This window comes from Pseudomonas sp. H3(2019) (assembly GCF_007713465.1).
GTDB lineage: Bacteria > Pseudomonadota > Gammaproteobacteria > Pseudomonadales > Pseudomonadaceae > Aquipseudomonas.
The window spans coordinates 52670-77713 of sequence record NZ_VMSG01000011.1 but is presented as its reverse complement, the minus strand read 5'-3'; the positions used below and the strand labels follow the sequence as shown (position 1 = coordinate 77713).

The 25044-nt window shown below is 60.0% G+C and carries 20 protein-coding genes; 11 read left to right on the top strand and 9 right to left on the bottom strand.

Going from position 1 to position 25044, the window contains the following annotated elements:
• Positions 1-41 precede the first annotated feature (41 nt).
• The 8 genes from phaZ to FPT12_RS13070 all read right to left on the bottom strand — a co-directional run bounded on the left by phaZ (position 42) and on the right by FPT12_RS13070 (position 10343).
• Positions 42-899: a poly(3-hydroxyalkanoate) depolymerase gene (phaZ, locus tag FPT12_RS13105; protein ID WP_054595215.1), complete on the bottom strand. Its 858-nt coding sequence runs from the start codon at positions 897-899 to the stop codon at positions 42-44.
• 94 nt (positions 900-993) lie between these two features.
• A complete protein-coding gene (gene phaC, locus FPT12_RS13100) occupies positions 994-2673 on the bottom strand; it encodes a class II poly(R)-hydroxyalkanoic acid synthase (RefSeq protein ID WP_145016638.1) in 1680 nt (559 codons plus the stop codon).
• A gap of 259 nt (positions 2674-2932) precedes the next feature.
• On the bottom strand, positions 2933-3310 hold the full coding sequence (locus tag FPT12_RS13095) for a gamma-butyrobetaine hydroxylase-like domain-containing protein (protein WP_145016637.1): 378 nt from the start codon (positions 3308-3310) through the stop codon (positions 2933-2935).
• 96 nt (positions 3311-3406) lie between these two features.
• The gene (hslU, locus tag FPT12_RS13090) at positions 3407-4747 is read right to left on the bottom strand and encodes an ATP-dependent protease ATPase subunit HslU (protein WP_145016636.1); all 1341 of its coding nucleotides are present in this window, start codon (positions 4745-4747) and stop codon (positions 3407-3409) included.
• A 57-nt stretch (positions 4748-4804) separates the two neighbouring features.
• Positions 4805-5335, bottom strand: coding sequence for an ATP-dependent protease subunit HslV (hslV, locus tag FPT12_RS13085; protein WP_123423947.1), 531 nt, complete (start codon positions 5333-5335; stop codon positions 4805-4807).
• 220 nt (positions 5336-5555) lie between these two features.
• The gene (locus FPT12_RS13080) at positions 5556-6257 is read right to left on the bottom strand and encodes an SPOR domain-containing protein (protein ID WP_145016635.1); all 702 of its coding nucleotides are present in this window, start codon (positions 6255-6257) and stop codon (positions 5556-5558) included.
• A 1-nt stretch (position 6258) separates the two neighbouring features.
• A complete protein-coding gene (gene argS / locus FPT12_RS13075) occupies positions 6259-7995 on the bottom strand; it encodes an arginine--tRNA ligase (protein ID WP_145016634.1) in 1737 nt (578 codons plus the stop codon).
• Positions 7996-8123: 128 nt separating this feature from the next.
• On the bottom strand, positions 8124-10343 hold the full coding sequence (locus FPT12_RS13070) for a primosomal protein N' (RefSeq protein ID WP_145016633.1): 2220 nt from the start codon (positions 10341-10343) through the stop codon (positions 8124-8126).
• 329 nt (positions 10344-10672) lie between these two features.
• On the opposite strand from FPT12_RS13070, the gene rpmE reads away from it, so the two are divergent.
• From rpmE to FPT12_RS13050, 3 genes are all read left to right on the top strand, one after another.
• Entirely contained in the window at positions 10673-10888 is a 216-nt protein-coding gene (gene rpmE, locus FPT12_RS13060; RefSeq protein WP_145016632.1) for a 50S ribosomal protein L31, read from the top strand.
• 8 nt (positions 10889-10896) lie between these two features.
• Complete coding sequence (locus FPT12_RS13055; RefSeq protein ID WP_145016631.1) at positions 10897-11715, top strand: thermonuclease family protein; 819 nt, start codon at positions 10897-10899, stop codon at positions 11713-11715.
• A 181-nt stretch (positions 11716-11896) separates the two neighbouring features.
• Entirely contained in the window at positions 11897-13165 is a 1269-nt protein-coding gene (locus tag FPT12_RS13050; RefSeq protein ID WP_145016630.1) for a malic enzyme-like NAD(P)-binding protein, read from the top strand.
• Positions 13166-14103: 938 nt separating this feature from the next.
• Here FPT12_RS13050 and FPT12_RS13045 read toward each other — a convergent pair.
• Positions 14104-16539: a penicillin-binding protein 1A gene (locus FPT12_RS13045; protein ID WP_371922552.1), complete on the bottom strand. Its 2436-nt coding sequence runs from the start codon at positions 16537-16539 to the stop codon at positions 14104-14106.
• Between the two features lie 216 nt (positions 16540-16755).
• On the opposite strand from FPT12_RS13045, the gene FPT12_RS13040 reads away from it, so the two are divergent.
• The 8 genes from FPT12_RS13040 (at position 16756) to FPT12_RS13005 (ending at position 25020) form a co-directional block, all read left to right on the top strand.
• Positions 16756-17820, top strand: coding sequence for a pilus assembly protein PilM (locus FPT12_RS13040; RefSeq protein ID WP_145016628.1), 1065 nt, complete (start codon positions 16756-16758; stop codon positions 17818-17820).
• Positions 17820-18386, top strand: coding sequence for a PilN domain-containing protein (locus FPT12_RS13035; protein ID WP_145016627.1), 567 nt, complete (start codon positions 17820-17822; stop codon positions 18384-18386). Before FPT12_RS13040 ends, FPT12_RS13035 begins: the two co-directional genes overlap by 1 nt.
• Positions 18383-19006 carry a type 4a pilus biogenesis protein PilO gene (gene pilO / locus FPT12_RS13030; protein WP_145016626.1) on the top strand — a complete coding sequence of 208 codons (624 nt, stop codon included), beginning with the start codon at positions 18383-18385 and terminating at the stop codon, positions 19004-19006. Before FPT12_RS13035 ends, pilO begins: the two co-directional genes overlap by 4 nt.
• Entirely contained in the window at positions 19003-19530 is a 528-nt protein-coding gene (locus FPT12_RS13025; protein WP_145016625.1) for a pilus assembly protein PilP, read from the top strand. Before pilO ends, FPT12_RS13025 begins: the two co-directional genes overlap by 4 nt.
• A gap of 13 nt (positions 19531-19543) precedes the next feature.
• The gene (gene pilQ / locus FPT12_RS13020; protein WP_145016624.1) at positions 19544-21625 is read left to right on the top strand and encodes a type IV pilus secretin PilQ; all 2082 of its coding nucleotides are present in this window, start codon (positions 19544-19546) and stop codon (positions 21623-21625) included.
• 4 nt (positions 21626-21629) lie between these two features.
• Positions 21630-22148: a shikimate kinase AroK gene (aroK, locus tag FPT12_RS13015; protein ID WP_071552300.1), complete on the top strand. Its 519-nt coding sequence runs from the start codon at positions 21630-21632 to the stop codon at positions 22146-22148.
• Positions 22149-22295: 147 nt separating this feature from the next.
• A complete protein-coding gene (gene aroB, locus FPT12_RS13010; protein WP_054595233.1) occupies positions 22296-23396 on the top strand; it encodes a 3-dehydroquinate synthase in 1101 nt (366 codons plus the stop codon).
• 10 nt (positions 23397-23406) lie between these two features.
• The gene (locus FPT12_RS13005; RefSeq protein WP_145016623.1) at positions 23407-25020 is read left to right on the top strand and encodes an AAA family ATPase; all 1614 of its coding nucleotides are present in this window, start codon (positions 23407-23409) and stop codon (positions 25018-25020) included.
• The last annotated feature ends 24 nt before the right edge of the window (positions 25021-25044 follow it).

The following is a 25044-nucleotide window of genomic DNA, read 5'->3' as shown; positions in this document are numbered from 1 at the left end:
CCCTTGCGGCTTTCGACACGCCTGTCGACATACGCAGTACGTTATGTGCCGCCAAACGACCCCGGGTGCGGATGCATCACCGCCCGTTGGCGTTCTTCCTGGAGAAATTTCATGATGATTGGAGCAACGGCTTCAGCCCGAGTGATCAGGAATAAATGGCCGTCGTCGATTATGTGTAGCTGGGCATTGGGAATACGCCAGGCGAGTACCCGCATATTGATCAGCGGAATGAGCGGGTCATCGTCACCGGCCAGCACCAGGGTCGGCTGATTGATTTTGTGCAGCCAGTGAATACTGGTCCAGCCCAGGCCCGCGAATAGCTGCCAGTAGTAGCCAAGCTTGCCCGCCGAACGCACTTTGCTGGCGTGCTCCGCCGCGAGGTTCGGATCACGACGGAACGAACCACCATAAATCAGCGGCGCAATGCGAATCACGTGGGATGGCTGGATGTAGCGTCTTGGGCTTGCCATCATCCACAGCACTTTCGGTTTGCCGGGCACCATCACCATGCCCGCTGCCGTCGCTGCCAACACCAGTTTCTTGCAGCGCTCGGGGTAGTCGAAAGCGAACTGTTGGGCGAGTGCCCCGCCCCACGAAACACCGACCACGTTGACTTGCCCGTAATCGAGGTAGTCGAGCATCCGCGCGGTCAGCTTGGCCAGCCCGGGAAAGCGGTAAGGGTGGGTAGGCGTCGATGAACCGCCGACACCGGGGACATCGAAGGCGATCACTTCCAGGTCCGGGTCCAGCGCCTGGACGAACGGAAACACCAGCTCCAGGTTGGCGCCGATGCCGTTGAAAATCAGCAAGGGCGTCAAGTGAGGCTTGCCGGGGCGTACCGCGGTGCGGATGGTTTGACCATCCAGGTCGACGGTACGAAATATGAACGGTTGCGGCATGTTTCAAACCCTGCGGGTTAGGGGGAAGCAGCTTCAAGCTACAAGCTGCAAGCGGAACGAGTTCAGCTTGCGGCTTATAGCTTGAAGCTTGCCGCTATCTTTCGTGCACATAAGTCCCCGGTGATGCTTCACCTGCCGCATAGGTCTTGTTGCCGAGTACTGTCGGGGCTTTTTTCAGCTTGCCCGAACGCTCGGCCTGCCAGGCCTGCCAGTGCAGCCACCAGGAGTCAGTGTGCTTGGTTGAGTTTTCCAGCCAGTCGTTGGCATGGACCGGCATGTCGGTACTGGTCATGTAACGGGATTTCGGGTTGCCCGGCGGGTTCAGAATGCTCTGGATATGGCCGCTGCTGGACAACACGAATTCGACTTTGCCACCGAACAGCTGCGCCGATTTGTAGCACGACTTCCACGGTGTGATGTGGTCGTTGGTGCCTGCCAGGGAATAGACGTCTGCCGTGACCTGCTTGAGGTCGATCGGCGTGCCGCACACTTCCAGTGCATCGGCGCGAACCAGTGGGTTGTTTTTGAACAGTTCGATCAGGTCGCCGTGGAACGCCGCAGGCAGCCGGGTGGTGTCGTTGTTCCAGAACAGGATGTCGAAAACCGGCGGTTCGTTGCCCAACAGGTAGTTGTTGACCCAGTAGTTCCAGATCAGGTCGTTGGGACGCATCCAGGCGAAGACCTTGGCCATGTCGCGCCCTTCGAGCACGCCGGCCTGATAGGAGTGGCGTTTGGCGGCTTCCAGAGTTTGTTCGTCGACGAACAGTGCGACCTGGGAATCAAGGGTGGTGTCGAGCACGCTGACCAGCAGGGTCAGGGCGTTGACCTTCTTCTCGCCGAGCGCCGCGTAGTGGCCCAGCAGCGCGGTGCAGGTGATGCCGCCGGAGCAGGCGCCGAGCATGTTCACGTCTTTGCTGCCGGTGATCGCGGTGACCACATCGACCGCTTCCTTGAGTGCTTCGATGTAGGTCGACAGACCCCATTCACGTTGGGCCTTGGTCGGGTTTCGCCAGCTGACGATGAAGGTCTGCACATTGTTGCGCAGGCAGAAGCGCGCGAGGCTTTTGTCCGGGCTCAGGTCGAAAACGTAGAACTTGTTGATCTGTGGTGGAACTACCAGCAGTGGGCGTTCGTGTACTTGTTCAGTGATTGGCCGGTACTGGATCAGTTCCAGCACATCGTTGCGAAAAACTACCGCGCCTTCGGTGGTGCCCAGGCTCTTGCCGACTTCGAAGGCCCCCATGTTGACCTGGCTCGGCATGCCGCCGTTGTGCACCAGATCCTTGGCCAGGTGCGAGAGGCCATCGAGCAGGCTTTTGCCGCCGGTTTCGAAGAAGCGTTTGACGGCAGCAGGGTTGGCCGCGCTGTTGGTCGGGGCCATGGCCTCGGTCATCAGGTTGATCACGAAGTGTGCGCGGCTGATGTCCTGGGTGGACAGACTGCTTTCGCCAATCCAGTCGTGGAGTTCCTTGCGCCACGCCAGGTAGGTTTGCAGATAACGTCTGTAGAGCGGGTTCTGACTCCACGCCGGATCGTTGAAACGACGGTCATCGCCTTCCGGTTGCAGCTCGGATTTACCGAGCATCACGTTCTTGAGCTCAATGCCAAAGTGCGCGACATGCTTGACGCTGTGGATGGGTTGTTTGATGGCCTGGGTCAGCACCATGCGGGCAGAGGTAAGCAGATCCTTTCGACGCAAGCCGATGACCGGGTTAAGCCCAAGGGTGTTCTCCGAGGCTTGACGTTTCAGGTCATCGTTATTCTTGTTACTCATCTACGACGCTCCATTGTCCTGAGGCGAGTACCTGAGTCCTGCTGTGTAGTCACACAGCAAATGCCGGGTACACGCTCGGGTGACCGTTAGTTGTACATCGCTGACTTTTTCATTCAGGAGGCGCGCTGCACAGAACTTGCCAGATCCATTGGTTACCCGAGTTTAATTTTTTTCGCAAGCAGGCCGATCCTCGGCACCGCAGCCCAGCATTCAAACAGATGAAATTAGAAAATGCCCTCTAAAGAGCGCGAGCCTTGATTTAGAGCACCAGCTTGACGACTGACTCGTTTGGATCGCGGGATTTTCCGGCGGCTTTGAGCTCGGCAAGATAATCGTCCCAGAGTGCGTCATATCGTCGCGCCAACTGATAGAGATATTCCCAGGTGAACAGACCGCTGTCGTGGCCGTCATCGAAGGTCAATTTCAGTGCGTACTGACCGGCCGGTTCTACCTTGTTCAGGCCTACGCCGATCTTGCCAAATTGAAGGATGGGTTTGCCGTGGCCCTGGACCTCGGCGGAAGGAGAGTGCACGCGCAAGAACTCCGCGCTCAGGTGATAGACCTCGTCGGGCGCGTATTGCAGCTCCAGGGTTTTCGAGGCTTTGTGCAGTTTGATGGCGGTGGGGAGTTTGGTCATGATGAGGGGCTTCTGGGCTTTAAGCTACAAGCTACAAGCTACAAGCTACAAGACGGTGATGTCCAGCTTGTAGCTTGTCGCTAGAAGCTTGCCGCTCTACAGAATGTAGCGGGACAGGTCTTCGTTCTGCGCCAATTCGCCGAGGTGGCTGTTGACGTAGTCAGCGTCGATGCGGATCGGCTCTTCGCTGTGGGTGCTGGCCAGATCGCTGGCGCTGAACGACACCTCTTCGAGCAGACGCTCGAGCAGAGTGTGCAGGCGACGGGCACCGATATTCTCGGTCTTCTCGTTGACCTGCCAGGCGATCTCCGCCACACGTTTGATGCCGTCGGGCTGGAACTCGATGGTCACGCCTTCGGTTTTCAGCAGTGCGCAATACTGCTCGGTGAGCGACGCATGCGGCTCGCTGAGGATGCGCTCGAAGTCTTCCGGCGTGAGGGCCTTGAGTTCGACGCGGATCGGCAGGCGACCTTGCAGCTCGGGCACCAGATCACTTGGCTTGCTCAGGTGGAACGCACCGGAAGCGATGAACAGGATGTGGTCGGTTTTGACCATGCCCAGCTTGGTGTTGACCGTGCAGCCTTCGATCAGCGGCAGCAAGTCGCGCTGTACGCCTTCGCGAGACACATCGACGCCGCCGGAATTGCCACGCTTGGCGACCTTGTCGATTTCGTCGATAAACACAATGCCGTGCTGCTCGACCGCTTCCAGGGCCTTGGCCTTGAGCTCTTCGTCATTGACCAGGCGGCTGGCTTCTTCGTCGCGCACCAGTCGCAGCGCTTCCTTGACCTTGAGTTTGCGGCTCTTGCGCGCGCCCTTGCCCATGTTGGCGAACAGGCTTTGCAACTGGTTGGTCATTTCTTCCATGCCCGGTGGCGCGGAGATATCGACGCCGGATACTTCGGCGACTTCGATTTCAATCTCCTTGTCATCCAGCTGACCTTCGCGCAGGCGCTTGCGGAACAGTTGGCGGGTGTTGGAATCCGAGGCCGGCGCGGAGTCTTCGTTGCTGAAACCCATGCGTGCCGGTGGCAGCAGTGCATCGAGGATGCGCTCTTCGGCGGCATCTTCGGCACGATGGCGAACCTTGATCATTTCCTGTTCGCGCAGCAGCTTGATCGCGGCATCGGCGAGGTCGCGAATGATCGACTCGACGTCACGGCCGACATAGCCGACCTCGGTGAACTTGGTCGCTTCAACCTTGATGAACGGCGCGTTGGCGAGTTTGGCCAGACGACGGGCGATTTCGGTTTTACCGACACCGGTCGGGCCGATCATCAGGATGTTCTTGGGCGTTACTTCAACGCGCAGCTCTTCAGGCAGTTGCATCCGGCGCCAGCGGTTACGCAGGGCGATGGCGACGGCGCGCTTGGCATCGTCCTGGCCGATGATGTGGCGACTGAGTTCATGGACGATTTCGCGGGGAGTCATTGGCATGGTAATGGGGGGTCCTCAAGCAAAAGTGAATGCCGTGGCGTGATGGCCGAAACAGGCTTATTCGCTGAGATCCTGCTCCTCAATGGTGATGTTGTGGTTGGTGAAAACACAGATGTCGCCGGCGATGCCCAGAGCGGTTTCGACGATTTCACGGGCCGACAGATCGGTTTTCTTCAGCAGGGCGCTGGCCGCGGCCTGAGCGTAACCGCCGCCGGAACCCATGGCGATCAGGCCTTCTTCAGGTTCGACCACATCGCCGTTACCGGTGATGATCAGAGAGGCGTCTTTGTTGGCGACTGCAAGCATCGCTTCGAGGCGGCTGAGGGAGCGGTCGGTACGCCATTCTTTGGCGAGTTCGACGGCGGCGCGAACCAGGTGGCCCTGGTGCTTTTCAAGCTGGCCTTCGAAACGTTCGAAGAGGGTAAAGGCGTCAGCGGTGGCGCCAGCAAACCCGGCGATGACTTGACCGTGGTACAGGCGGCGAACTTTCTTCGCGTTGCCTTTCATCACGGTATTGCCAAGAGAAACCTGGCCGTCGCCGCCCATGACGACTTTGCCGTGGCGGCGAACTGAAACGATGGTGGTCAAGGGAAGAGTCTCCACGCAGCGGGGCGAAAATGCCTTATCCCAACTCATATGGGGGTGGTGAGGCGTTTTTCAACTGCGGGAAGTGGCGGGGGACGAGCGGTGTTTGTGGTGATCGTTCCCACGCTCTGCGTGGGAATGCCTCAAGGAACGCTCCGCGTCCAGTGACGCGGAGCGTCACGGGCTGCATTCCCACGCAGAGCGTGGGAACAATCAGAGAAAATCAGCGGCTTTGGCGTTGTTGTAACAACAGGTTGCTGAAACCGCTGCCAGCCAGTTGTTTCTGGGCGGTGGTCAGCTGTTCGCGGTTGCTGAACGGGCCGACCAGCACGCGGTACCAGGTCTCGTCCTTCACCGTGCCGGACTCCACCGAAACCGCCTGGCCGAGCAGAATGATCTGCGCACGAACCTTGTCGGCGTCGGCTTGCTTGCGGAAAGAGCCCGCTTGCAGGAAGAACTTGGTCACCGGTGCGGCTTTCGCTACCGGTGGCGCTGGCGGCGGGGTGATGCCGCTCAGGGCTGCTTGCGCACGTGCGGTGTCGATCTTCGCCGCTTCTGCCGGGGTGACTGGCGCAACAGGCGCGGTTTGCGGCGTCGGCAGGGTTTTCTCCGGCACGGCATCCGGCGGCACGATGACCTCCGATTCCGGCAGCAAGGTGTAGAAGTCGTATTTCGGCTTCACCGGTTGCGTCGGGCTCGGCGGGGTTTTGTTGGCCTCGGCGATCTTGCTGGCTTTCTGTTGCTCGACCTTCTCGCGTTTGACGCTTTCGCTGCCTTTACCCGGCTCCAGCTTCATCAGGAACACGATGAATGCGCCCACGGTCAGGCCGATGGCCATCCACAGCCATCCCGGAATCGGCTTTTTTGCAGGAGCTTGGTAACGGCTGGCGCCACGCTTTGGTGCTGGTTTTTTCTTGGCAGCCAACTTACATACGCTCCAGAGTTTCCAGACCCAAGAGTTCCAGGCCTTGCTTGAGGGTGCGACCGGTCAATGCGGCGAGGCGCAAGCGACTTTGCATTTGTGCCGGGGTTTCGGCGCTGAGGATCGGGCAGTTCTCGTAGAAGCTGGAGAACAGGCCGGCAACATCGTACAGGTAGGTGCAGAGGATGTGCGGCGTGCCTTTTTCGGCGACGTTGTTCAGCACTTCACCGAACTGCGCCAGCTTGGCGGCCAGTTCGTGTTCGTGAGTGGCCTCGAGGACGATCTGCCCTTCGACTTCGCTGAAGTCCTTGCCCAGTTTGCGGAATACGCCGGCCACGCGGGTGTAGGCGTACAGCAGGTACGGTGCGGTGTTGCCTTCGAAGTTCAGCATCAGGTCGAAGTTGAAGCTGTAGTCGCTGGTGCGGTGCTTGGACAGGTCGGCGTATTTCACTGCGCCAATGCCCACGACTTTGGCGATGTTGCGCAGGTCGGCTTCGGCAAGCTCAGGGTTCTTTTCCTTCACCAGCGTGTAGGCGCGTTCCTTGGCCTCGTTCAGCAGGTCGATCAGCTTCACGGTGCCGCCATCACGGGTCTTGAACGGGCGGCCATCGGCGCCGTTCATGGTGCCGAAGCCCATGTGCTCCATTTCCATTGGATGGGTCACGAAACCGGCCAGGCGAGCCACTTCGAACACCTGCTGGAAGTGCAGGGCCTGGCGCTGGTCAACGAAGTACAGCACTCGATCGGCTTTCAGCACGCCGTTACGGTAGCGCACGGCCGCCAGGTCAGTGGTGGCGTAGAGGTAGCCGCCATCAGCCTTGACGATGATTACCGGCAGCGGGTCGCCGTCGGCATTCTTGAACTCGTCGAGGAACACGCACTGGGCGCCGTTGCTCTCGACCAGCATGCCTTTGGCCTTGAGGTCGTTGACCACGTTGATCAGGTCGTCGTTGTAGGCACTTTCGCCCATCACGTCGGCCATGGTCAGTTTGACGTTCAGCTGTTCGTAGATTTTCTGGCAGTGGGACAGGGAAATGTCTTTGAACTTGGTCCACAGCGCCAGGCAGTCCGGGTCACCGGCTTGCAGCTTGACCACCAGGCCACGGGCGCGGTCGGCGAATGCTTCGGATTCGTCGAAGCGCTGCTTGGCGGCGCGGTAGAAGTTTTCCAGGTCCGACAGCTCGTCGCTGGTAATCGGGTTTTCTTGCAGGTACGCCATCAGCATGCCGAACTGGGTGCCCCAGTCGCCGACGTGGTTCTGACGGATCACCGTGTCGCCGAGGAACTCCAGCACGCGCGCCACACCGTCGCCGATGATGGTCGAGCGCAAGTGACCGACGTGCATCTCTTTGGCCAGGTTCGGCGCGGACAGGTCGACCACGGTGCGCTGCACGGGACCTGCCTTGCGCACGCCGATTTGGGCGTCGGCCAGGGCGGCGTCCAGGCGCGAGGCCAGGGCCTGGGTGTTCTGGAAGAAGTTGAGGAAGCCGGGCCCGGCGATTTCGGTTTTGCTGACGTTTTCGTCAACCGGCAGTGCGGCGATGATTTTTTCCGCCAGATCGCGCGGTTTCATGCCGGCCGGTTTAGCCAGCATCATGGCGATGTTGCTGGCGAAGTCGCCGTGAGTCTTGTCACGGGAGTTCTCCACCTGAATCGCCGGCGTCAGGCCTTCAGGCAACACACCGTCGGTAACGAGTTGGGTGAGGGCTTGCTGGATCAACTGGCGAATGGTGTCTTTCATGGTCTTCTCTTTCAACCGCAGAGCGGCGGCGCATCAATGCGCAGGTGGAAAAACTGGACATTATCCGTTGCGAAGTCGGGCTTGCCAACCTTAGCAGGCAGGTTATGGATATGTGGTGCAAAGATCTTTCAGTACAAATCGACCGGATCAACATCCACAGACCAACGCACCGCCCGCCCGCTCGGCATCTGTTCCAGCGCCAGCAGCCAGGCACTCAGCAGTCGATGCAGCGGCGCCCGTGCCGTGGCTTGCAACAACAATTGCGCACGATAGCGTCCAGCCCGACGCTCCATCGGCGCCGGTACCGGGCCGAGCAATTCGATGCCGGTCAGGGTGTGTTCGGCCAATAATCGCTCCGCCTCGCTGCAGGCTTCATCGAGGAAACTTTCGGCCTGCCCCGGTTTGTGCGCTTCGGCGCGCAACAGCGCCAGGTGCGCGAACGGCGGCAAACCGGCAGAGCGACGTTCGCTCAAGGCCTGCTCGGCAAAGGCGAAATAACCTTGCTCGGTCAGTTGCACCAACAGCGGGTGGTCAGCCAAGTGAGTCTGAATGATCACTTTGCCCGGCTCTTCGGCACGGCCGGCACGACCTGCCACCTGCACGATCAACTGGGCCATGCGCTCGCTGGCGCGGAAGTCGCCGGAGAACAGTCCGCCGTCGGCATCGAGAATCGACACCAGCGTCACCCGTGGAAAGTGATGCCCTTTGGCGAGCATCTGCGTGCCCACCAGAATGCACGGCTGACCTTTCTGGATAGTCGCGAACAGCTGATTCATTGCGTCCTTGCGCGAGGTGCTGTCGCGGTCGACCCGCAATACCGGGTAGTCCGGGAACAAAATGCCCAGACGCTCTTCGGCACGTTCGGTGCCGGCGCCCACTGGCCGCAAATCGACTTTTGCGCATTTCGGGCAGTGCCGAGGGACACGTTCAACGTAGCCGCAATGGTGGCAACGCAGCTCGCCGGAGCGCTGGTGCACGGTCATTCGCGCATCGCAGCGCTGGCATTCAGACATCCAGCCGCAATCGTGACAGAGCAGGGTGGGCGCAAAGCCGCGACGGTTGAGGAACACCAATACTTGCTGGCCAGCGGCGAGGGTCTGGCCAATCGCCTGTTGCATCGGCCCGGAAATACCGCTGTCCAGCGGACGGCTTTTGACGTCCAGCCGCAGGAAGCGTGGTTGTTTTGCCCCGCCGGCGCGCTCGTTCAGGCGCAGCAGACCGTAGCGACCGGTGTAGGCGTTGTGCAGGCTTTCCAGTGACGGCGTCGCCGAGCCGAGGACAATCGGGATGTTTTCCTGCCGCGCTCGCACCAACGCCAGATCGCGGGCGTGATAGCGCAAACCCTCCTGCTGTTTATATGAGCCGTCGTGCTCTTCATCGATGATGATCAGCCCGGGGTTTTTCATCGGCGTGAACAGCGCCGAGCGGGTGCCGATAATAATGTCGGCCTCGCCATCCCGGGCCGCGAGCCAGGATTCCAGCCGTTCGCGGTCATTGACCGCCGAATGCACCAGGGCGATGCGAGCATTGAAGCGCTGTTCGAAACGCGCCAGGGTCTGCGGCCCGAGGTTGATTTCGGGGATCAGTACCAGCGCCTGCTTGCCGGCCTCGAGGGTTTCGCGGATCAGTTGCAAATAGACTTCGGTCTTGCCGCTGCCGGTGACCCCGGCCAGCAGGAACGCATGGAAACTGTCGAAGCCTGCGCGAATTGCTTCATAAGCGGCGCGCTGCTCCGGGTTCAGCGGCAGCTCCGGTTGCGCCAGCCAGTGTTCGTGACGTTCGCCGGGTGCGTGTTTGCGGATCTCCACTTGCACCAGTTCTTTGGCCAGCAGCAGGTCGAGGCTGTCCTTGCTCAACATCAACTTGCTCAGCAGTTGATGGGCGACGCCATGCGGATGCTGGGCCAGCGTTGCCAAGGCCTCGCGCTGACGTGGCGCGCGGGCGATGCGCGGATCATCCAGTTTCGCGCCCGGGGTGATCGACCAGAACCGCTCCTGGCGCGCTTCGGCCATTTCACCCTGGCGTAACAGCACCGGCAACGCCCAGCTCAAGGTGTCGCCGAGGCTGTGCTGGTAATACTGGGACGTCCACAGGCACAACTTGAACAGCGCCGCCGGTAGCGGTGGCGTGGCATCGAGTAGGGCCAGTGCCGGTTTAAGCTTGTCGGCCGGGACTTCGCTGTGGCTGGTGACTTCCACCAGGATGCCGATCATCTCGCGGCGACCGAACGGCACCCGCAGCCGCATGCCCGGATGCAAATGCGCGCGCAGGACTCCCGCCGGGGCACGGTAGTCGAACAGGCGGCGCAGGGGCGAAGGCAGGGCGAGGCGCAAAATGGCGTCGGGCACGCGGGGGGATCTCATTGAACAGGCGGTAAAGAAGGGCCGGAGCCTAGCAGACGGTCGGTGTAGTGTCCTCCATTAGGAAAGCGTTCGAGAGCTGGCGAGTGGATTTTAATGTCATGCAAGGCGCCGCGACGAGCCATAGCGGGCTATGGGGAGGAGCGGCAACGCCGCATGGCATTAAAAGTCGCCGCCAGAATCGAACAGTCTTTTCTGATGGAGGGCACCTTGGACAGCTTGCGTGATCGCAAAGGTCTGGTAGAATTCGCGGCCTAATTACGTGCGGTATTCAACAATAGTGTTGGGTGGCGGCACGCTAGCCTGAGGAAGACACCATGAAAGCCGATATCCATCCAGATTACCCAGTCATTGCTGTTACCTGCAGCTGTGGCAACAAGTTCGAAACCCGTTCGACCTTCGGCAAAGCCCTGCCGATCGACGTATGCAACGAGTGCCACCCGTTCTACACCGGTAAGCAGAAGACTCTGGATACCGGCGGCCGCGTTCAGAAGTTCGCCGATCGTTTCGGTGCTTTCGGCAAAAAAGCCTAAGGCTGATCATGTTGGAGAGTCGTTTCGGCTTCTCCAGACTGATGAAAAAGGCGCCCTTCGCGGGCGCCTTTTTTATGTCCGCGATTTGGCTCTCCAGCGCCCACGCGCTCTGTCCTGCACCTACCAGTAAGCTGGAAGCTGTCAGCGTGCAACGCGTGGTGGATGGCGACACGGTGCGCCTGAGCGATGGCCGCAGTGTGCGCATGATCGGTTTGAATACCCCGGAACTGGGCAAGAAAGGTCGCTCCAATGAGCCTTTCGCCGTGGCTGCACGCACGCGTCTGGAAGTATTGGTGGCGGCAAGCGACGGACGGTTGGGTTTGCTGGCGGGGCAAGAGGGCAAGGATCGTTACGGGCGCACCCTGGCCCATCTTTACAGCGCCAACGGTGACAATCTCGAAGCGCAGATGCTTGCCGAGGGGCTTGGTTACCTGGTGGCAGTGGCGCCGAACGTCGATTTTGTCAGTTGCCAACAGGCCGCCGAACGTACTGCGCGGCAGGCCCGGCTGGGGTTATGGCGGCAATCACCTGTGCTGAAAACGGAGCAGATCAACCAATCGGGTTTTGCTGTGCTTGGTGGGCGTGTGAGCAAGGTTCAGCGCAATCGTGGCGGAATTTGGATCGAGTTGCAGGATTCGGTTGTATTGCGCGTTGCACCCAATCTGCTCGGTCAATTCGATCTGGCGGCGCTGGAGCGGCTCAACGGCAAGCAAATCGAGGCGCGTGGCTGGGTGCTCGATCGCTCTCGGCGCGGTGGTCTGGATTCCGGTCAGGCGCGCTGGTTGTTGCCATTGACCCACCCGGCCATGCTGCAAACCGTGCCGTAAAAAGAAATTGTCGACATTATTTTCGTTGATTGTGAACAGTTGAGTCCTTGTGTTCCGTGGCTCTTGGCCCAAAGTCGTAGGGTAGGGCGCTTGACAGGGGTGACCGGTCAGTCTTGTGGGGACTTTGCGACGCGAGTATCCTCGGCGGTCCGTCGTTCAACAGTAAAAGCGGAATGCCCACATGTCTGATTTGAAAACTGCCGCTCTCGAATATCACGCCCATCCTCGTCCAGGTAAGCTGAGTGTCGAGCTCACCAAGGCCACCGCTACCGCTCGCGACCTGTCGCTGGCCTATAGCCCCGGCGTAGCCGAACCAGTACGCGAAATCGCCCGCGATCCTGAACTGGCCTACAAATACACCGGCAAGGGCAACCTGGTTGCAGTCATTTCCGATGGCACCGCGATTCTCGGCCTGGGTAACCTCGGCCCATTGGCTTCCAAGCCGGTGATGGAAGGTAAAGGCGTGCTGTTCAAGCGCTTCGCCGGTATCGACGTGTTCGACATCGAAGTCGACTCCGAAAGCCCGCAAGCCTTCATCGACACCGTCAAGCGTATCTCCATCACCTTCGGTGGCATCAACCTGGAAGACATCAAGGCACCAGAGTGCTTTGAAATCGAACGTGCTCTGATCGAGCAGTGCGACATTCCAGTGTTCCACGATGACCAGCACGGTACCGCGATCGTGACCGCTGCGGGCATGATCAACGCCCTGGAAATCGCTGGCAAAACCCTGCCGGAAGCCAAGATCGTCTGCCTGGGCGCTGGCGCTGCCGCTATCTCCTGCATGAAGTTGCTGGTGAGCATGGGCGCCAACATTGAAAACATCTTCATGGTTGACCGTACCGGCGTGATCCACTCCGGCCGTGACGACCTGAACCAGTACAAGGCGGTCTTCGCTCACGCCACCGACAAGCGCACCCTGAGCGACGCCCTGAAAGGCGCAGACGTGTTTGTTGGCCTGTCCGGTCCGAACCTGCTGAGCGCTGAAAACCTGATGTTGATGGCGGCCAACCCGATCGTGTTCGCGTGCTCGAACCCGGATCCTGAAATCGCCCCGGAACTGGCTCACGCTACCCGTAACGACGTGATCATGGCGACCGGCCGTTCGGACTACCCGAACCAGGTGAACAACGTATTGGGCTTCCCGTTCATTTTCCGTGGTGCTCTGGACGTTCGCGCCAAGCGCATCAACGAAGAAATGAAAGTGGCTGCGGCCAACGCTCTGCGTGAATTGGCCAAGCTGCCAGTGCCTCAGGAAGTGTGTGACGCTTATGGTGGCATCAAGCTGGAATTCGGTCGTGAGTACATCATTCCGAAGCCAATGGATGCGCGTCTGATCACTGTGATCTCGGATGCTGTGGCCAAGGCTGCGATCGAGACGGGTGTGGCGACTCTGCCGTATCCGAAGAACTACCCGCTGAAAAGCGTGGATGACGTGTTCAACGGCTAAGTCGTTGTAGCGTCCCCAAAAGGCCCCGGCTCTCGCGAGTCGGGGTTTTTTTATGCCTGTTATTCGCTGATGCACCCCGATCTACTGTGGGAGCTGGCTTGCCTGCGATGGCGGCCTGACAGCCGACCAACCTCTTGCAGGTGTACATATCCATTCCTGCGGTAACGGCAGCTGACGGTTTCGCCCTTACGGCGAGTCCCTTTTTCAAACGCCAAAAAGGAACCAAAAGGCTTCGCCCCAAGCGTACGGCGCCTCGCCTAGGCTCGGCGTCCCCTCGCTCCGGTGTCCATCAGGGGGCATCGCCTCCGGTCTGCTTCGCGACGACCTCCTCTCGATGTGTCCGGCTGCGCCGTACGGCGCTGCGCGCCAACCCCCTGATGAACACCTCCACTCGGCCTTCCGATGGGACGGGTGGATCAAGATCAAAGGCAACAGCACGGCGGCCTACCGGCCGGCCTGAGTGGTTGGGGCGTGTGCGGCTTCAGATTTAGATCGTTCCCACGCGCAGCAAAGGAATGCCGCCAGGGACGCTCCGCGTTCCGCTTCACGAGCTGAGGTGGAACTTGGGAACGATCATTTGTGTAATGCCCGTAGGATGAGGCCGGAACTTGATGGCAGCATCACGGGCAACGTAGAAATCTCCGACATGTCTTTAAGGTTACCCCTCGGAAGCGTGGCCTCTAGCCTTTGATCGTCGCTGCCAATTCAGCGATCGGATTTGACCGTCCGTGTAAATCAAGGCGCACCAGCGCCCAAGACCTATTTCAGGCGATTTTTTCGTCTGGGGTATCGTGTCATGGCGGCTGTGCGTGGGACACCTTCGGGTGTGCCGGGTCCCTTGATTCCCGGTCTGTCGATCCGCGTACAGCTGCCACCTCCAGAAACTAAAAAGCCCCGCCTTCAATCGAAGAGCGGGGCTTTTGGGTGGGGCTGCGCGATCAGAACAGGTCGATCGGTGCCGCTTCGTCTGCTGGCAGTGGGCTGCCCGGTGCGTTGCCGTTGCCCAGTTCGTTGACTGATGGCGGCGTGTCTTCGGACTTGAACAGTTCGAAGTAGGCGCCAGGCGTGCTTGGGGTGGCCGCACGGCCGCTGACCGGGTCAACCCGCAGGCTGAGGATGCCTTCTGGTTCCGCCTGCGTATGCGGGGGTTTGCCTTTGAGCGCGGCGCTCATGTAGTTCATCCAGATCGGCAGCGCCACGGTACCGCCGAACTCGCGCTTGCCGAGGCTTTCCGGTTGGTCGAAACCGGTCCAGACCGTGGTTACGTAATCGGCGTTGTAGCCCGAGAACCAGGCGTCCTTGGATTCGTTGGTGGTCCCGGTCTTGCCCGCGATGTCGCTGCGGCCCATTGACAGGGCGCGACGCCCGGTACCGAGCTTGATCACGTCTTCGAGCATACTGTTGAGGATGAACGTGGTGCGCCCGTCGACGATCCGCTCTGCGACTGCCGGTGCTTGTACGGTAGTTTGCGCCGCCGGAGCTTCGCCTGGTGTCGGGTTGACCGTGAACGCCGTGCTGGCTGGCGCGGCGATCCCGCTGCTGGCGACATCGCCCTTAGGCACGCTTGGCGGGTTGGCGACGAACAGCGTGTCGCCGTTGCGGCTTTCGATCTTGTCGATGATGTACGGGGTGATTTTGTAGCCGCCGTTGGCAAAGGTGCTCCAGCCGGTGGCGATTTCCATCGGCGTCAGCGTTGCGGTGCCCAGGGCCAGCGACAGGTTGCGCGGCAGGTCCTGCTTGTTGAAGCCGAACTTGCTGATGTAGTCGATGGTGCGATCGACGCCCAGCGCCTGGAGCAGGCGGATCGACACCAGGTTGCGCGACTTGTAGAGCGCTTCACGCATGCGGATCGGGCCGAGGAAGGTGTTGGTGTCGTTCTTCGGACGCCAGACCTTGTCCAGGTACTCGTCGACGAACACGATCGGTGCGTCGTTGACCAGCGTTGCCGGGGTGTAGCCGTTATCCAGCGCAGCGCTGTAGACGAATGGCTTGAAGCTCGAGCCCGGTTGGCGCTTGGCCTGCATGGCGCGGTTGTAATTGCTCTGCTCGAACGCGAAGCCGCCAACCAATGCGCGGATGGCGCCGTTTTGCGGGTCCAGCGAAACCAGCGCACTTTGGGCAACCGGAATCTGGCTGAACTTCAGGACGTTGTCCTGGCGCTGTACGCGAATCAGGTCGCCAACCTGGGCGACGTCCGATGGTTGCTTTGGTACCGGGCCCATGCTGTTGGTGTTCAGGAACGGGCGCGCCCATTTCATGCTGTCCCAGCTGACATGTTCTTCGCCGTTGCGGGTCAGGACCTGCACGCCGTTTTTCTCGATCAGGGTGACGATGGCCGGTTCCAGGCCGCTGATAGTGCGCTGTTTGGTCAGTTCCGTGGCCCAGGCAGCGGGCGTCTTGCCCGGCAGACGGGACTCGGGACCGCGATAGCCATGACGCTGGTCGTAGGTGATCAAGCCTTCATGGACGGCGGTGTTGGCCATTTCCTGAAGGTTGCTCGGCACGGTGGTGGTGACGCGGAAACCTTCGGTGTAGGCATCGCTGCCATAACGACCGACCATTTCGGCACGGGCCATTTCTGCGATGTACGGTGCGTTCACTTCCGGCGTCGGTACGTGATAGCTGGCGTTCAGTGGCTCGTTGATCGCGGCCTGATACGCCGCTTCGTCAATTTTCCCGAGCTTGTACATGCGCCCAAGGATCCAGTCGCGACGTTCTTTGCTGCGCGCCGGGTTGGCCAGCGGGTTGAAGCGCGAAGGGGCTTTCGGCAGACCGGCGATCATCGCCATCTGCGCCAGGCTGACGTCGCGGATCGACTTGCCGTAATACACCTGCGCCGCCGCCTCGATGCCGTAGGCGCGGTTGCCCAGATAGATCTTGTTCACGTAGAGCTCAAGGATCTCGTCCTTGGTCAGCTGACGCTCGATTTGCAGGGCCAGGAGGATTTCCGTGGTCTTGCGCGAGAAGCTGCGCTCGCTGGTGAGGAAGAAGTTCTTCGCCACCTGCATGGTGATGGTGCTGCCGCCGGATTGAATGTGTCCGCTCTTGACCAGTTGGCTCGCGGCACGCATCAGGCTGCTGGGGTCGACGCCATAGTGATTGGCGAAGTTGTCGTCTTCGGCACTGAGTAACGCATTGATGAAATTGGGTGGGATGTCGGCGAAGCGGATCGGCGTGCGGCGCATTTCGCCAAACTCGGCGATCAATTTGCCGTCGCTGCTGTAGACCCGCAAAGGAATCTGCAACTGAATGCTTCTCAGCGCCTCCACGGATGGCAATCCCGGACTAAGGTAAAGAAAAGCGCCGCTCAGACCGAGGAGCAGTCCGCAGAAAACGGCGACGATGGACCACCCGAAAAATTTCAGCAGACGAATCAAGGCTTTTGGACATCCAGGGTAAAGAATGAATTAGGCGTCAGGGCATTCAAGGTAAGCAAGGGTCGACCCGCGCTTGAGAAAGCGGAAAAAACGCTGGCCATTATAAGCATTTTTCCGCCAAAAGCGCATTTGGCGCCTCTGTCAAGACGCAGCTATTGAACGCAATGAATCATAAAGAGTCCGTAACTCACGGATAGTCATAGGGAATTGCAAGTGCTGGGACTCTTCAATAAAAAAGGCCGCACGCTTTTGGGGATCGATATCAGCTCCACTTCGGTGAAGCTTCTCGAGCTAAGCCGTGCAGGCAATCGATACCGGGTCGAAGCCTACGCGGTAGAGCCGCTGCCGACCAACGCCGTGGTCGAGAAAAATATCGCCGAACTCGAAGGTGTCGGGCAGGCATTGTCCCGGGTGTTGCTCAAGGCCAAGACCAGCGTCAAGAGTGTCGCGGTGGCGGTTGCCGGATCGGCGGTCATCACCAAGATCATCGAAATGGACGCCGGGCTTTCCCCGGATGACATGGAAAATCAGCTAAAGATTGAGGCTGACCAATACATTCCTTATCCCCTCGAAGAAGTCGCCATCGATTTTGAAGTACAGGGCGTCTCTCGGCGTAATCCCGAGCGGGTCGATGTATTGCTGGCGGCCTGTCGCAAGGAAAACGTCGAAGTTCGCGAAGCCGCGTTGGCCCTTGCCGGCCTGACCGCGCGGGTCGTCGATGTCGAGGCGTACGCGCTGGAGCGTTCATTCGGCTTGCTGAAGGCGCAGTTGGCTGGCGTAACCGAGCGTTCGACAGTGGCCGTGGTCGACATTGGCGCCACCATGACCACCTTGAGCGTGTTGTCCAACGGCCGAATCATCTACACCCGCGAGCAGTTGTTCGGCGGCCGTCAGTTGACGGAGGAAATCCAGCGTCGCTATGGGATGACCGTCGAACAGGCCGGGCTTGCAAAAAAACGGGGTGGATTGCCTGACGACTACGTCAGCGAAGTCCTGCAACCGTTTCGCGAGGCGCTGGTGCAGCAGGTCTCGCGCTCATTGCAGTTCTTTTTCGCCTCGGGCCAGTACAACGCAGTCGACTGCATTCTGCTGGCCGGTGGTACGGCCTCGGTCACCGGGCTGGATCGGCTGATCGAGCAGCGCCTGGGCACGCCGACGCAGGTGGCCAATCCGTTTGCGGGCATGACATTGAGCAGCAAGGTCAACGCCAGTGCCTTGGTCAGTGATGCGCCGGCGCTGATGATTGCCTGCGGCCTGGCGCTGAGGAGTTTCGACTGATGGCGCGGATCAATCTTCTCCCTTGGCGCGAAGAGCTGCGCGAGGAACGTCGCAAGCGCTTCCTGTTGGGCTTGGCCGGCGCGCTGGCGGCGGCGGTCGGGGTGATTTTGCTGGGTGATCACGCGATCAGCAGCGCCATCGATCGACAGGTCGCCCGCAACGATTACGTCGGCAAACAGATCGCCGTGCTGGATGACCGGATCAAGCAGATCAGCGATCTGAAAGCCCGTCGTCAGCAACTCGTGGAGCGGATGCGGATCATCCAGGACTTGCAAGGCAATCGGTCGGTCAGCGCACGGATCTTCGATCAACTGGCGCGCACGCTGCCGGACGGGGTGTATTTCACCGACGTGAAACTGGTCGATAAAACGCTGTCCATCAGCGGGGCGGCAGAGTCGAACAATCGCGTCTCGGAGTTGTTGCGCAACCTCGATGCCTCCGACCGGTTCGAGTCGCCGAACCTTACCGAGGTCAAAGCGACCACGGCCGGCGCGCTGGATCAGGCCAACGTGTTTCGGTTGACCGTTCGTCAGTCGCAACCGGCCGCAGCGGAGGGCGCGAAATGAGTCCGTCCCAATGGTTCGAGGGGTTGCGCAAGGTCGATATCAACGACCTGGACCTGAACAACATAGGCTCCTGGCCTGCGGCGATCAAAGGCCTGGCGGGCGGGCTGCTGATCGTGCTGGTGCTGGCGCTGGGTTACAGCTTTTACCTCAAGGATCTTGAAGATCAGCTTGAGCAGGCCCGTGCCGGGGAAGCCACTCTCAAGGAGCAATTCGCGAGCAAGGCACACCTGGCGGCCAATCTGGAGCGCTACATCGAGCAGATGAAAGCAATGGAAATCTCCTTCGGCGTGCTGTTGCGGCAGTTGCCTGGCGATACCGAGGTGCCCGGTCTGCTGGAAGACATCACTCGCACCGGATTGGGCAGCGGGCTGGAGTTTGAAGAGATCAAACTGCTGCCGGAAGTCACCCAGCAGTTCTACATCGAGCTACCGATCCAGATCACTGTTACCGGCGCCTACCATGACCTGGCGACTTTCGTCAGTGGCGTCGCCAACCTCCCGCGGATCGTCACCCTGCACGATTTCAATGTCGAGCCGGTCGTTCCGGACAGGGGCGCGAAACTGCGCATGAATATCCTGGCCAAGACTTACCGCTACAACGACAAGGGGTTGCAGAAATGAATGCGGCCCGATGGTTTTCGCTGGCTGTACTGCTGGGGGGGCTTGCCGGTTGTGGCAACGGTAACGACTTCAGCGATCTGGACGCCTACATGAACGAGGTACGCCTGCAACCGCCCGGCAAGATCGAGCCGGTGCCGACGTTCAGGTCCTACGAGACATTCACTTACAGCGCTGCGTCGTTGCGCAGTCCGTTTTCACCGCAGGTCAGGGTCGACCTGGCAGGTCGAAAACAGGGGGCGCGCAACGTCAAGCCCGATCCAAACCGGGTCAAGCAATACCTTGAAGGTTTCAACATCGAGCAGTTTGAAATGGTCGGCACTATTTCCAATGCGTCCGGCGCCTTTGCGCTGCTGCGCGGTGCCGGCGGGGTGCATCGGCTGAAGATCGGTGACTACCTGGGGCGCAACGATGGCCGGATCGTGGCCATCAGTGACTCGCAAGTCGATGTGGTCGAAATCGTTCCCGATGGCCAGGGTGCCTGGCTGGAGCGACCGCGGACTATTCCTTTGAAAGAGCACTCATAGTGGAACTCGTATCATGAACAGGATCCTTTCAACCCTCGGTTTTTCGCTATGGATGGCGCTGCTTTCTCCGATGGTGCAGGCAGCCAATCTCAAAACGCTGGATGTCGCCGCGCTGCCGGGTGATCGCGTCGAGTTGAAACTGGCTTTCGATGGACCGCCGCCCGCGCCTCATGGCTATACCACCGATCAGCCGGCGCGTATCGCCCTCGACCTGCCGGGTGTGAGCAGCCAATTGGCGAGCAAGACGCGGGATTTGGGCGGCGGCAATGCTCGCAGTGCGACAGTGGTCGAGGCCAAGGATCGCACCCGTTTGATCATCAACCTGACGCAGTTGACGCCTTACAGCACGCGAGTCGAGGGCAATACGCTGTTCGTGGTAGTTGGGCAGGCCGCCGCCGCTCAGAAACCCCGGCCCGCGGCACCGCGAGTGGCGAGCGCCATGCCAGTGGCAGCCAAGACTTATGCTCCCGTGAGCAAGGCCATTCGCGGCGTGGACTTTCAGCGCGGTGAGCAGGGTGAAGGCAATGTCGTCATTGATTTGTCAGACCCCGGTATCAGCCCGGACATCCAGGAGCGTGACGGCAAGATCATCCTCACCTTCGTCAAAACCCAGCTGCCCGAACGGTTGCGGGTTCGCCTGGACGTCAAGGATTTCGCCACGCCGGTGCAGTTCGTCAACGCCAGTGCGACCTCCGATAAAGCGAGCATCAGCATCGAACCCGGTGGCACATACGACTATTCGACCTACCAGACCGACAACAGGCTGACCGTCAGTGTCCGCCCGATGACCGTCGACGATCTGCAGAAGCGCAACGCAGAGCGCTTCGCCTACAGCGGTGAGAAGCTGTCGTTGAATTTTCAGGACATCGATGTGCGCTCGGTGCTGCAACTGATCGCCGACTTTACCAATCTCAATCTGGTTGCCAGCGACACGGTGCAGGGCGGTATTACCTTGCGCCTGCAAAACGTGCCATGGGATCAGGCGCTGGATCTGGTGCTCAAGACCAAAGGGTTGGACAAGCGCAAGATCGGCAACGTCTTGCTGGTCGCGCCAGCAGACGAGATTGCTGCTCGCGAGCGCCAGGAACTGGAGTCGCGCAAACAGATTGCTGAACTGGCGCCACTGCGCCGTGAGCTGTTGCAGGTCAACTACGCCAAGGCGGCGGATATCGCCAAGCTGTTCCAATCGGTGACCAGCGCCGAGGCGAAAGTCGATGAGCGTGGTTCTATCACTGTCGACGAACGAACCAACAATATCATCGCCTACCAGACCCAGGATCGCCTGGATGAGCTACGGCGAATCGTCGCTCAGCTGGATATTCCGGTGCGTCAGGTGATGATCGAAGCGCGGATCGTCGAAGCCAACGTCGACTACGACAAAAGCCTCGGCGTGCGTTGGGGCGGCTCGGTCCGCAATAAGGGTAACTGGAATGCCTCCGGGGTCAGCAACGGGGCCAACGCCTCATCGACCATTGGTACGCCGGGCAGCACCAGCACCAACTCACCGTTCGTCGACATGGGGGCGGCGGGGAATACGTCGGGAATCGGCATCGCCTTCATCACCGATAACGTGTTGCTGGACCTTGAACTGACGGCCATGGAGAAGACCGGTAACGGGGAAATCGTCTCGCAACCCAAAGTGGTCACCTCCGACAAGGAAACCGCGAAGATCCTCAAAGGCACGGAAATCCCCTATCAGGAAGCCAGCTCCAGCGGCGCGACATCGGTGGCGTTCAAGGAGGCCTCGCTGTCTCTGGAGGTAACGCCGCAGATCACCCCGGACAATCGCATCATCATGGAGGTCAAGGTCACCAAGGATGAGCCGGACTACCTGAACAAAGTGCAGGATGTGCCGCCGATCAAGAAGAACGAGGTCAATGCCAAAGTACTGGTCAACGATGGCGAAACCATCGTCATTGGCGGGGTTTTCTCAAATACTCAAAGCAAGGTTGTAGATAAGGTGCCATTTCTCGGTGATGTGCCGTATCTTGGCCGCCTTTTCCGGCGTGACGTGGTGTCGGAGAAAAAATCCGAGCTGCTGGTATTTCTCACTCCGCGTATCATGAATAACCAGGCGATTGCTGTGAGTCATTGATTCTGTGCGAAATTTGATTCTTGTTGGGCCGATGGGTGCTGGAAAAAGCACCATCGGTCGCTTGTTGGCCAAAGAGCTGCGCCTGCCGTTCAAGGATTCCGATAAGGAAATTGAATTGCGCACGGGCGCCAATATCCCGTGGATCTTCGACAAAGAAGGCGAACCCGGCTTTCGCGACCGCGAGCAGGCGATGATCGCCGAGCTGTGCACGCTCGATGGCGTGGTGCTGGCGACGGGCGGTGGCGCAGTGATGCGCGAAGCTAACCGTCGGGCGCTGCACGCTGGCGGGCGCGTGGTGTATCTGCACGCGTCCGTCGAGCAGCAGGTCGGGCGCACCGCGCGTGATCGCAATCGTCCGTTGTTGCGCACCGCCGATCCGGCAAAAACCCTCCGGGATCTGCTGGCATTGCGCGATCCGCTGTATCGGGAAATCGCCGACCTGGTGGTGGAAACCGATGAGCGGCCGCCGCGGATGGTGGTCTTGGACATCCTGGAACGCTTGCAGCAGCTGCCTCCCCGTTAATGCGCAGGACGAAATGCGCTATCCTCGGCTCCGGTCATGACCGCTCGAAGGTGTGGCGCATGACGAACGGGCAGCGTCACACACGCAGATGTTGTCAGTCGATAATGTAGGGCCGGACACCTGATTCCAACTTCACTGTGGGGACACATGCAGACACTTAAGGTCGATTTAGGCGAGCGAAGCTACCCGATCCATATTGGCGAAGGGTTGCTGGATCAGCCCGAACTGCTGGCGCCGCATATCGCCGGGCGGCAAGTTGCGATCATCTCCAACGAGACCGTTGCGCCGCTGTATCTAGAGCGTCTGACCCGCAGCCTTGCACAGTTTTCGGTTATTTCCGTGGTTCTGCCCGACGGTGAAGCCTTCAAGAACTGGGAAACCCTGCAAACCATCTTTGACGGCCTGCTCACCGCTCGCCATGACCGCCGCACCACCGTGATCGCTTTGGGCGGCGGTGTGATTGGCGACATGGCCGGTTTTGCTGCCGCCTGTTACCAGCGTGGTGTCGATTTCATTCAGGTCCCGACCACCTTGCTCTCGCAAGTCGACTCCTCGGTGGGCGGCAAGACCGGCATCAACCACCCGCTGGGCAAAAACATGATTGGCGCCTTCTATCAGCCGAACGTCGTGTTGATTGATACCGCCACGCTCAATACCTTGCCAGCTCGCGAACTGTCTGCGGGCCTGGCGGAAGTCATCAAGTACGGGTTGATCTGCGACGAGCCGTTCCTGACCTGGCTCGAAGACAACGTCGATCGCTTGCGGGCACTGGATCAAACGGCACTGACCTACGCTATCGAACGCTCCTGCGCGGCCAAGGCTGCCGTGGTCGGTGCCGACGAGCGTGAGTCTGGTGTGCGCGCTACGCTCAACCTGGGCCATACCTTCGGCCACGCCATCGAAACCCACATGGGCTATGGTGTCTGGTTACATGGTGAAGCGGTGGCTGCTGGCACTGTAATGGCTCTGGAAATGTCTTCGCGTCTGGGCTGGATCAGCGATCAGGAGCGTGATCGTGGCATTCGCCTGTTCCAGCGGGCCGGGTTGCCGGTCATCCCGCCTTCAGTGATGACAGAAGCCGATTTTCTCGAACACATGGCAATTGACAAGAAAGTAATCGACGGTCGTTTGCGACTGGTGTTGTTGCGCCGCATGGGCGAAGCCGTAGTGACCGACGATTATCCGAAAGAGGTTTTACAGGCCACGCTGGGAGCGGATTACCGCGCCCTGGCTCAGCTTAAAGGTTAATAAGATCCCGATGACTAGTTTGCATGCCGACGAGGCGTTCCTCGGCCATTACCAGTTGAGTCACGACCCTTTCGCTCCACGGGTGCCTGGCTTCAAGTTCTTCCCCGCCCAGCGCAAGCCCGTGCTGGGGCAACTGCATCACCTGGCCCGTTACAGCCAGTTGTTGTTGGTGGTTACCGGGCCACAAGGCAGCGGCAAGACCCTGTTGCGTCAGGCGCTGGTAGCCAGCACCAACAAGCAGTCGGTGCAGAGCGTGGTGGTTTCCGCCCGTGGCGCCGGTGATGCGGCAGGTGTGTTGCGTCAGGTGGCGCAGGCGCTGAACGTTGCCCAGGCTGAAGTTGGCGCGATTCTCAAGCAGGTGGTGCAGCTCGCACTGACGGGCCAGGAAGTCTACTTGCTGGTCGATGACGCCGAGCAACTCGACGAATCCGCCCTTGAAGCGTTACTGGCACTGGCGGCGGGTGCGCCGGAAGGTCGTCCGCACGTATTCCTGTTCGGCGAGTCATCGCTGATTGCCGAACTGGAGCAGTTGAGCACCGAGGAAGAGCGCTTCCACGTCATCGAACTGCAACCTTACGCCGAAGAAGAAACCCGCGAATATCTGGCCCAGCGACTCGAAGGTGCCGGTCAGGGAATCGAACTTTTCTCTGCAAATCAGATCTCTGAGATTCACGAAAGCTCCGATGGATGGCCTGGAAACATCAATCAGGTCGCCCGCGATGCGATGATCGAAGCCATGATTGCTAGCCGCTCAGCGGTCAAGCGTCCAAGTATGGGGTTCAACATGCCGAAGAAACACGTATTGGCGATATCTGCCGTAGTCGTGGTCGCGGTGGCCGCCGCCTGGTTGATGCCGGGTCGCAGCAAGGCACCAGCCACCGGCGCACCTGCCAATGAGCAGGCGCAATTGCCACTGGGCACACCGAAACCGAATGGCGGTGCTCCGTCGGTCGAGTTCGCCGGTAATACCCAGCCGATGCCATTGCCGCTGGTCGGACAATCGCAGCCGGTTATGCGCGGCCCATTGGCGGAAGCTGCGGGCGGTATCACTGAAGGCGACGACGGCGTGCCAGTCGAAGGTTCCAGCGCCAAACCGCCTACCGTGACCACCACTGCGCCGCCAGCCGGTATTCCGGCCGGTCCGACGCCAGCACCTGCGCCAGCGCCTGCAGCCAAACCAACGCCTGCGCCGACTCAGGTCGCTACCGCCAAGCCTGTCCCGGCACCTGCGGCCAAACCGGCTCCAGTGGCCAAGCCAGCCCCAGTCGCCAAGCCTGTCGAGAAACCCGTCGAGAAACCCGTCGAGAAGCCGGTGAGCGTCGCCAAAGCCACGACCGGTGGTACCTGGTACGCAGGTCAGGCGCCAGGCAACTACGTGGTGCAAATCCTCGGCACCAGCTCTGAAACCTCGGCGCAAAACTTCGTCAAGGAGCAGGGCGGCGAGTACCGCTATTTCAAGAAAGTCCTCAACGGCAAGCCGCTTTACGTCATCACTTACGGTAGCTTCGCCAGCCGCGATGCAGCCGTAACCGCCATCAAGGCCTTGCCAGCGAAGGTTCAGGCTGGTAAACCTTGGCCTCGCTCTGTCGCCAGCGTCCAACAGGACCTGGCTACAACTCGCTGAAGATTCGGCGGCCTTACCCAGGCC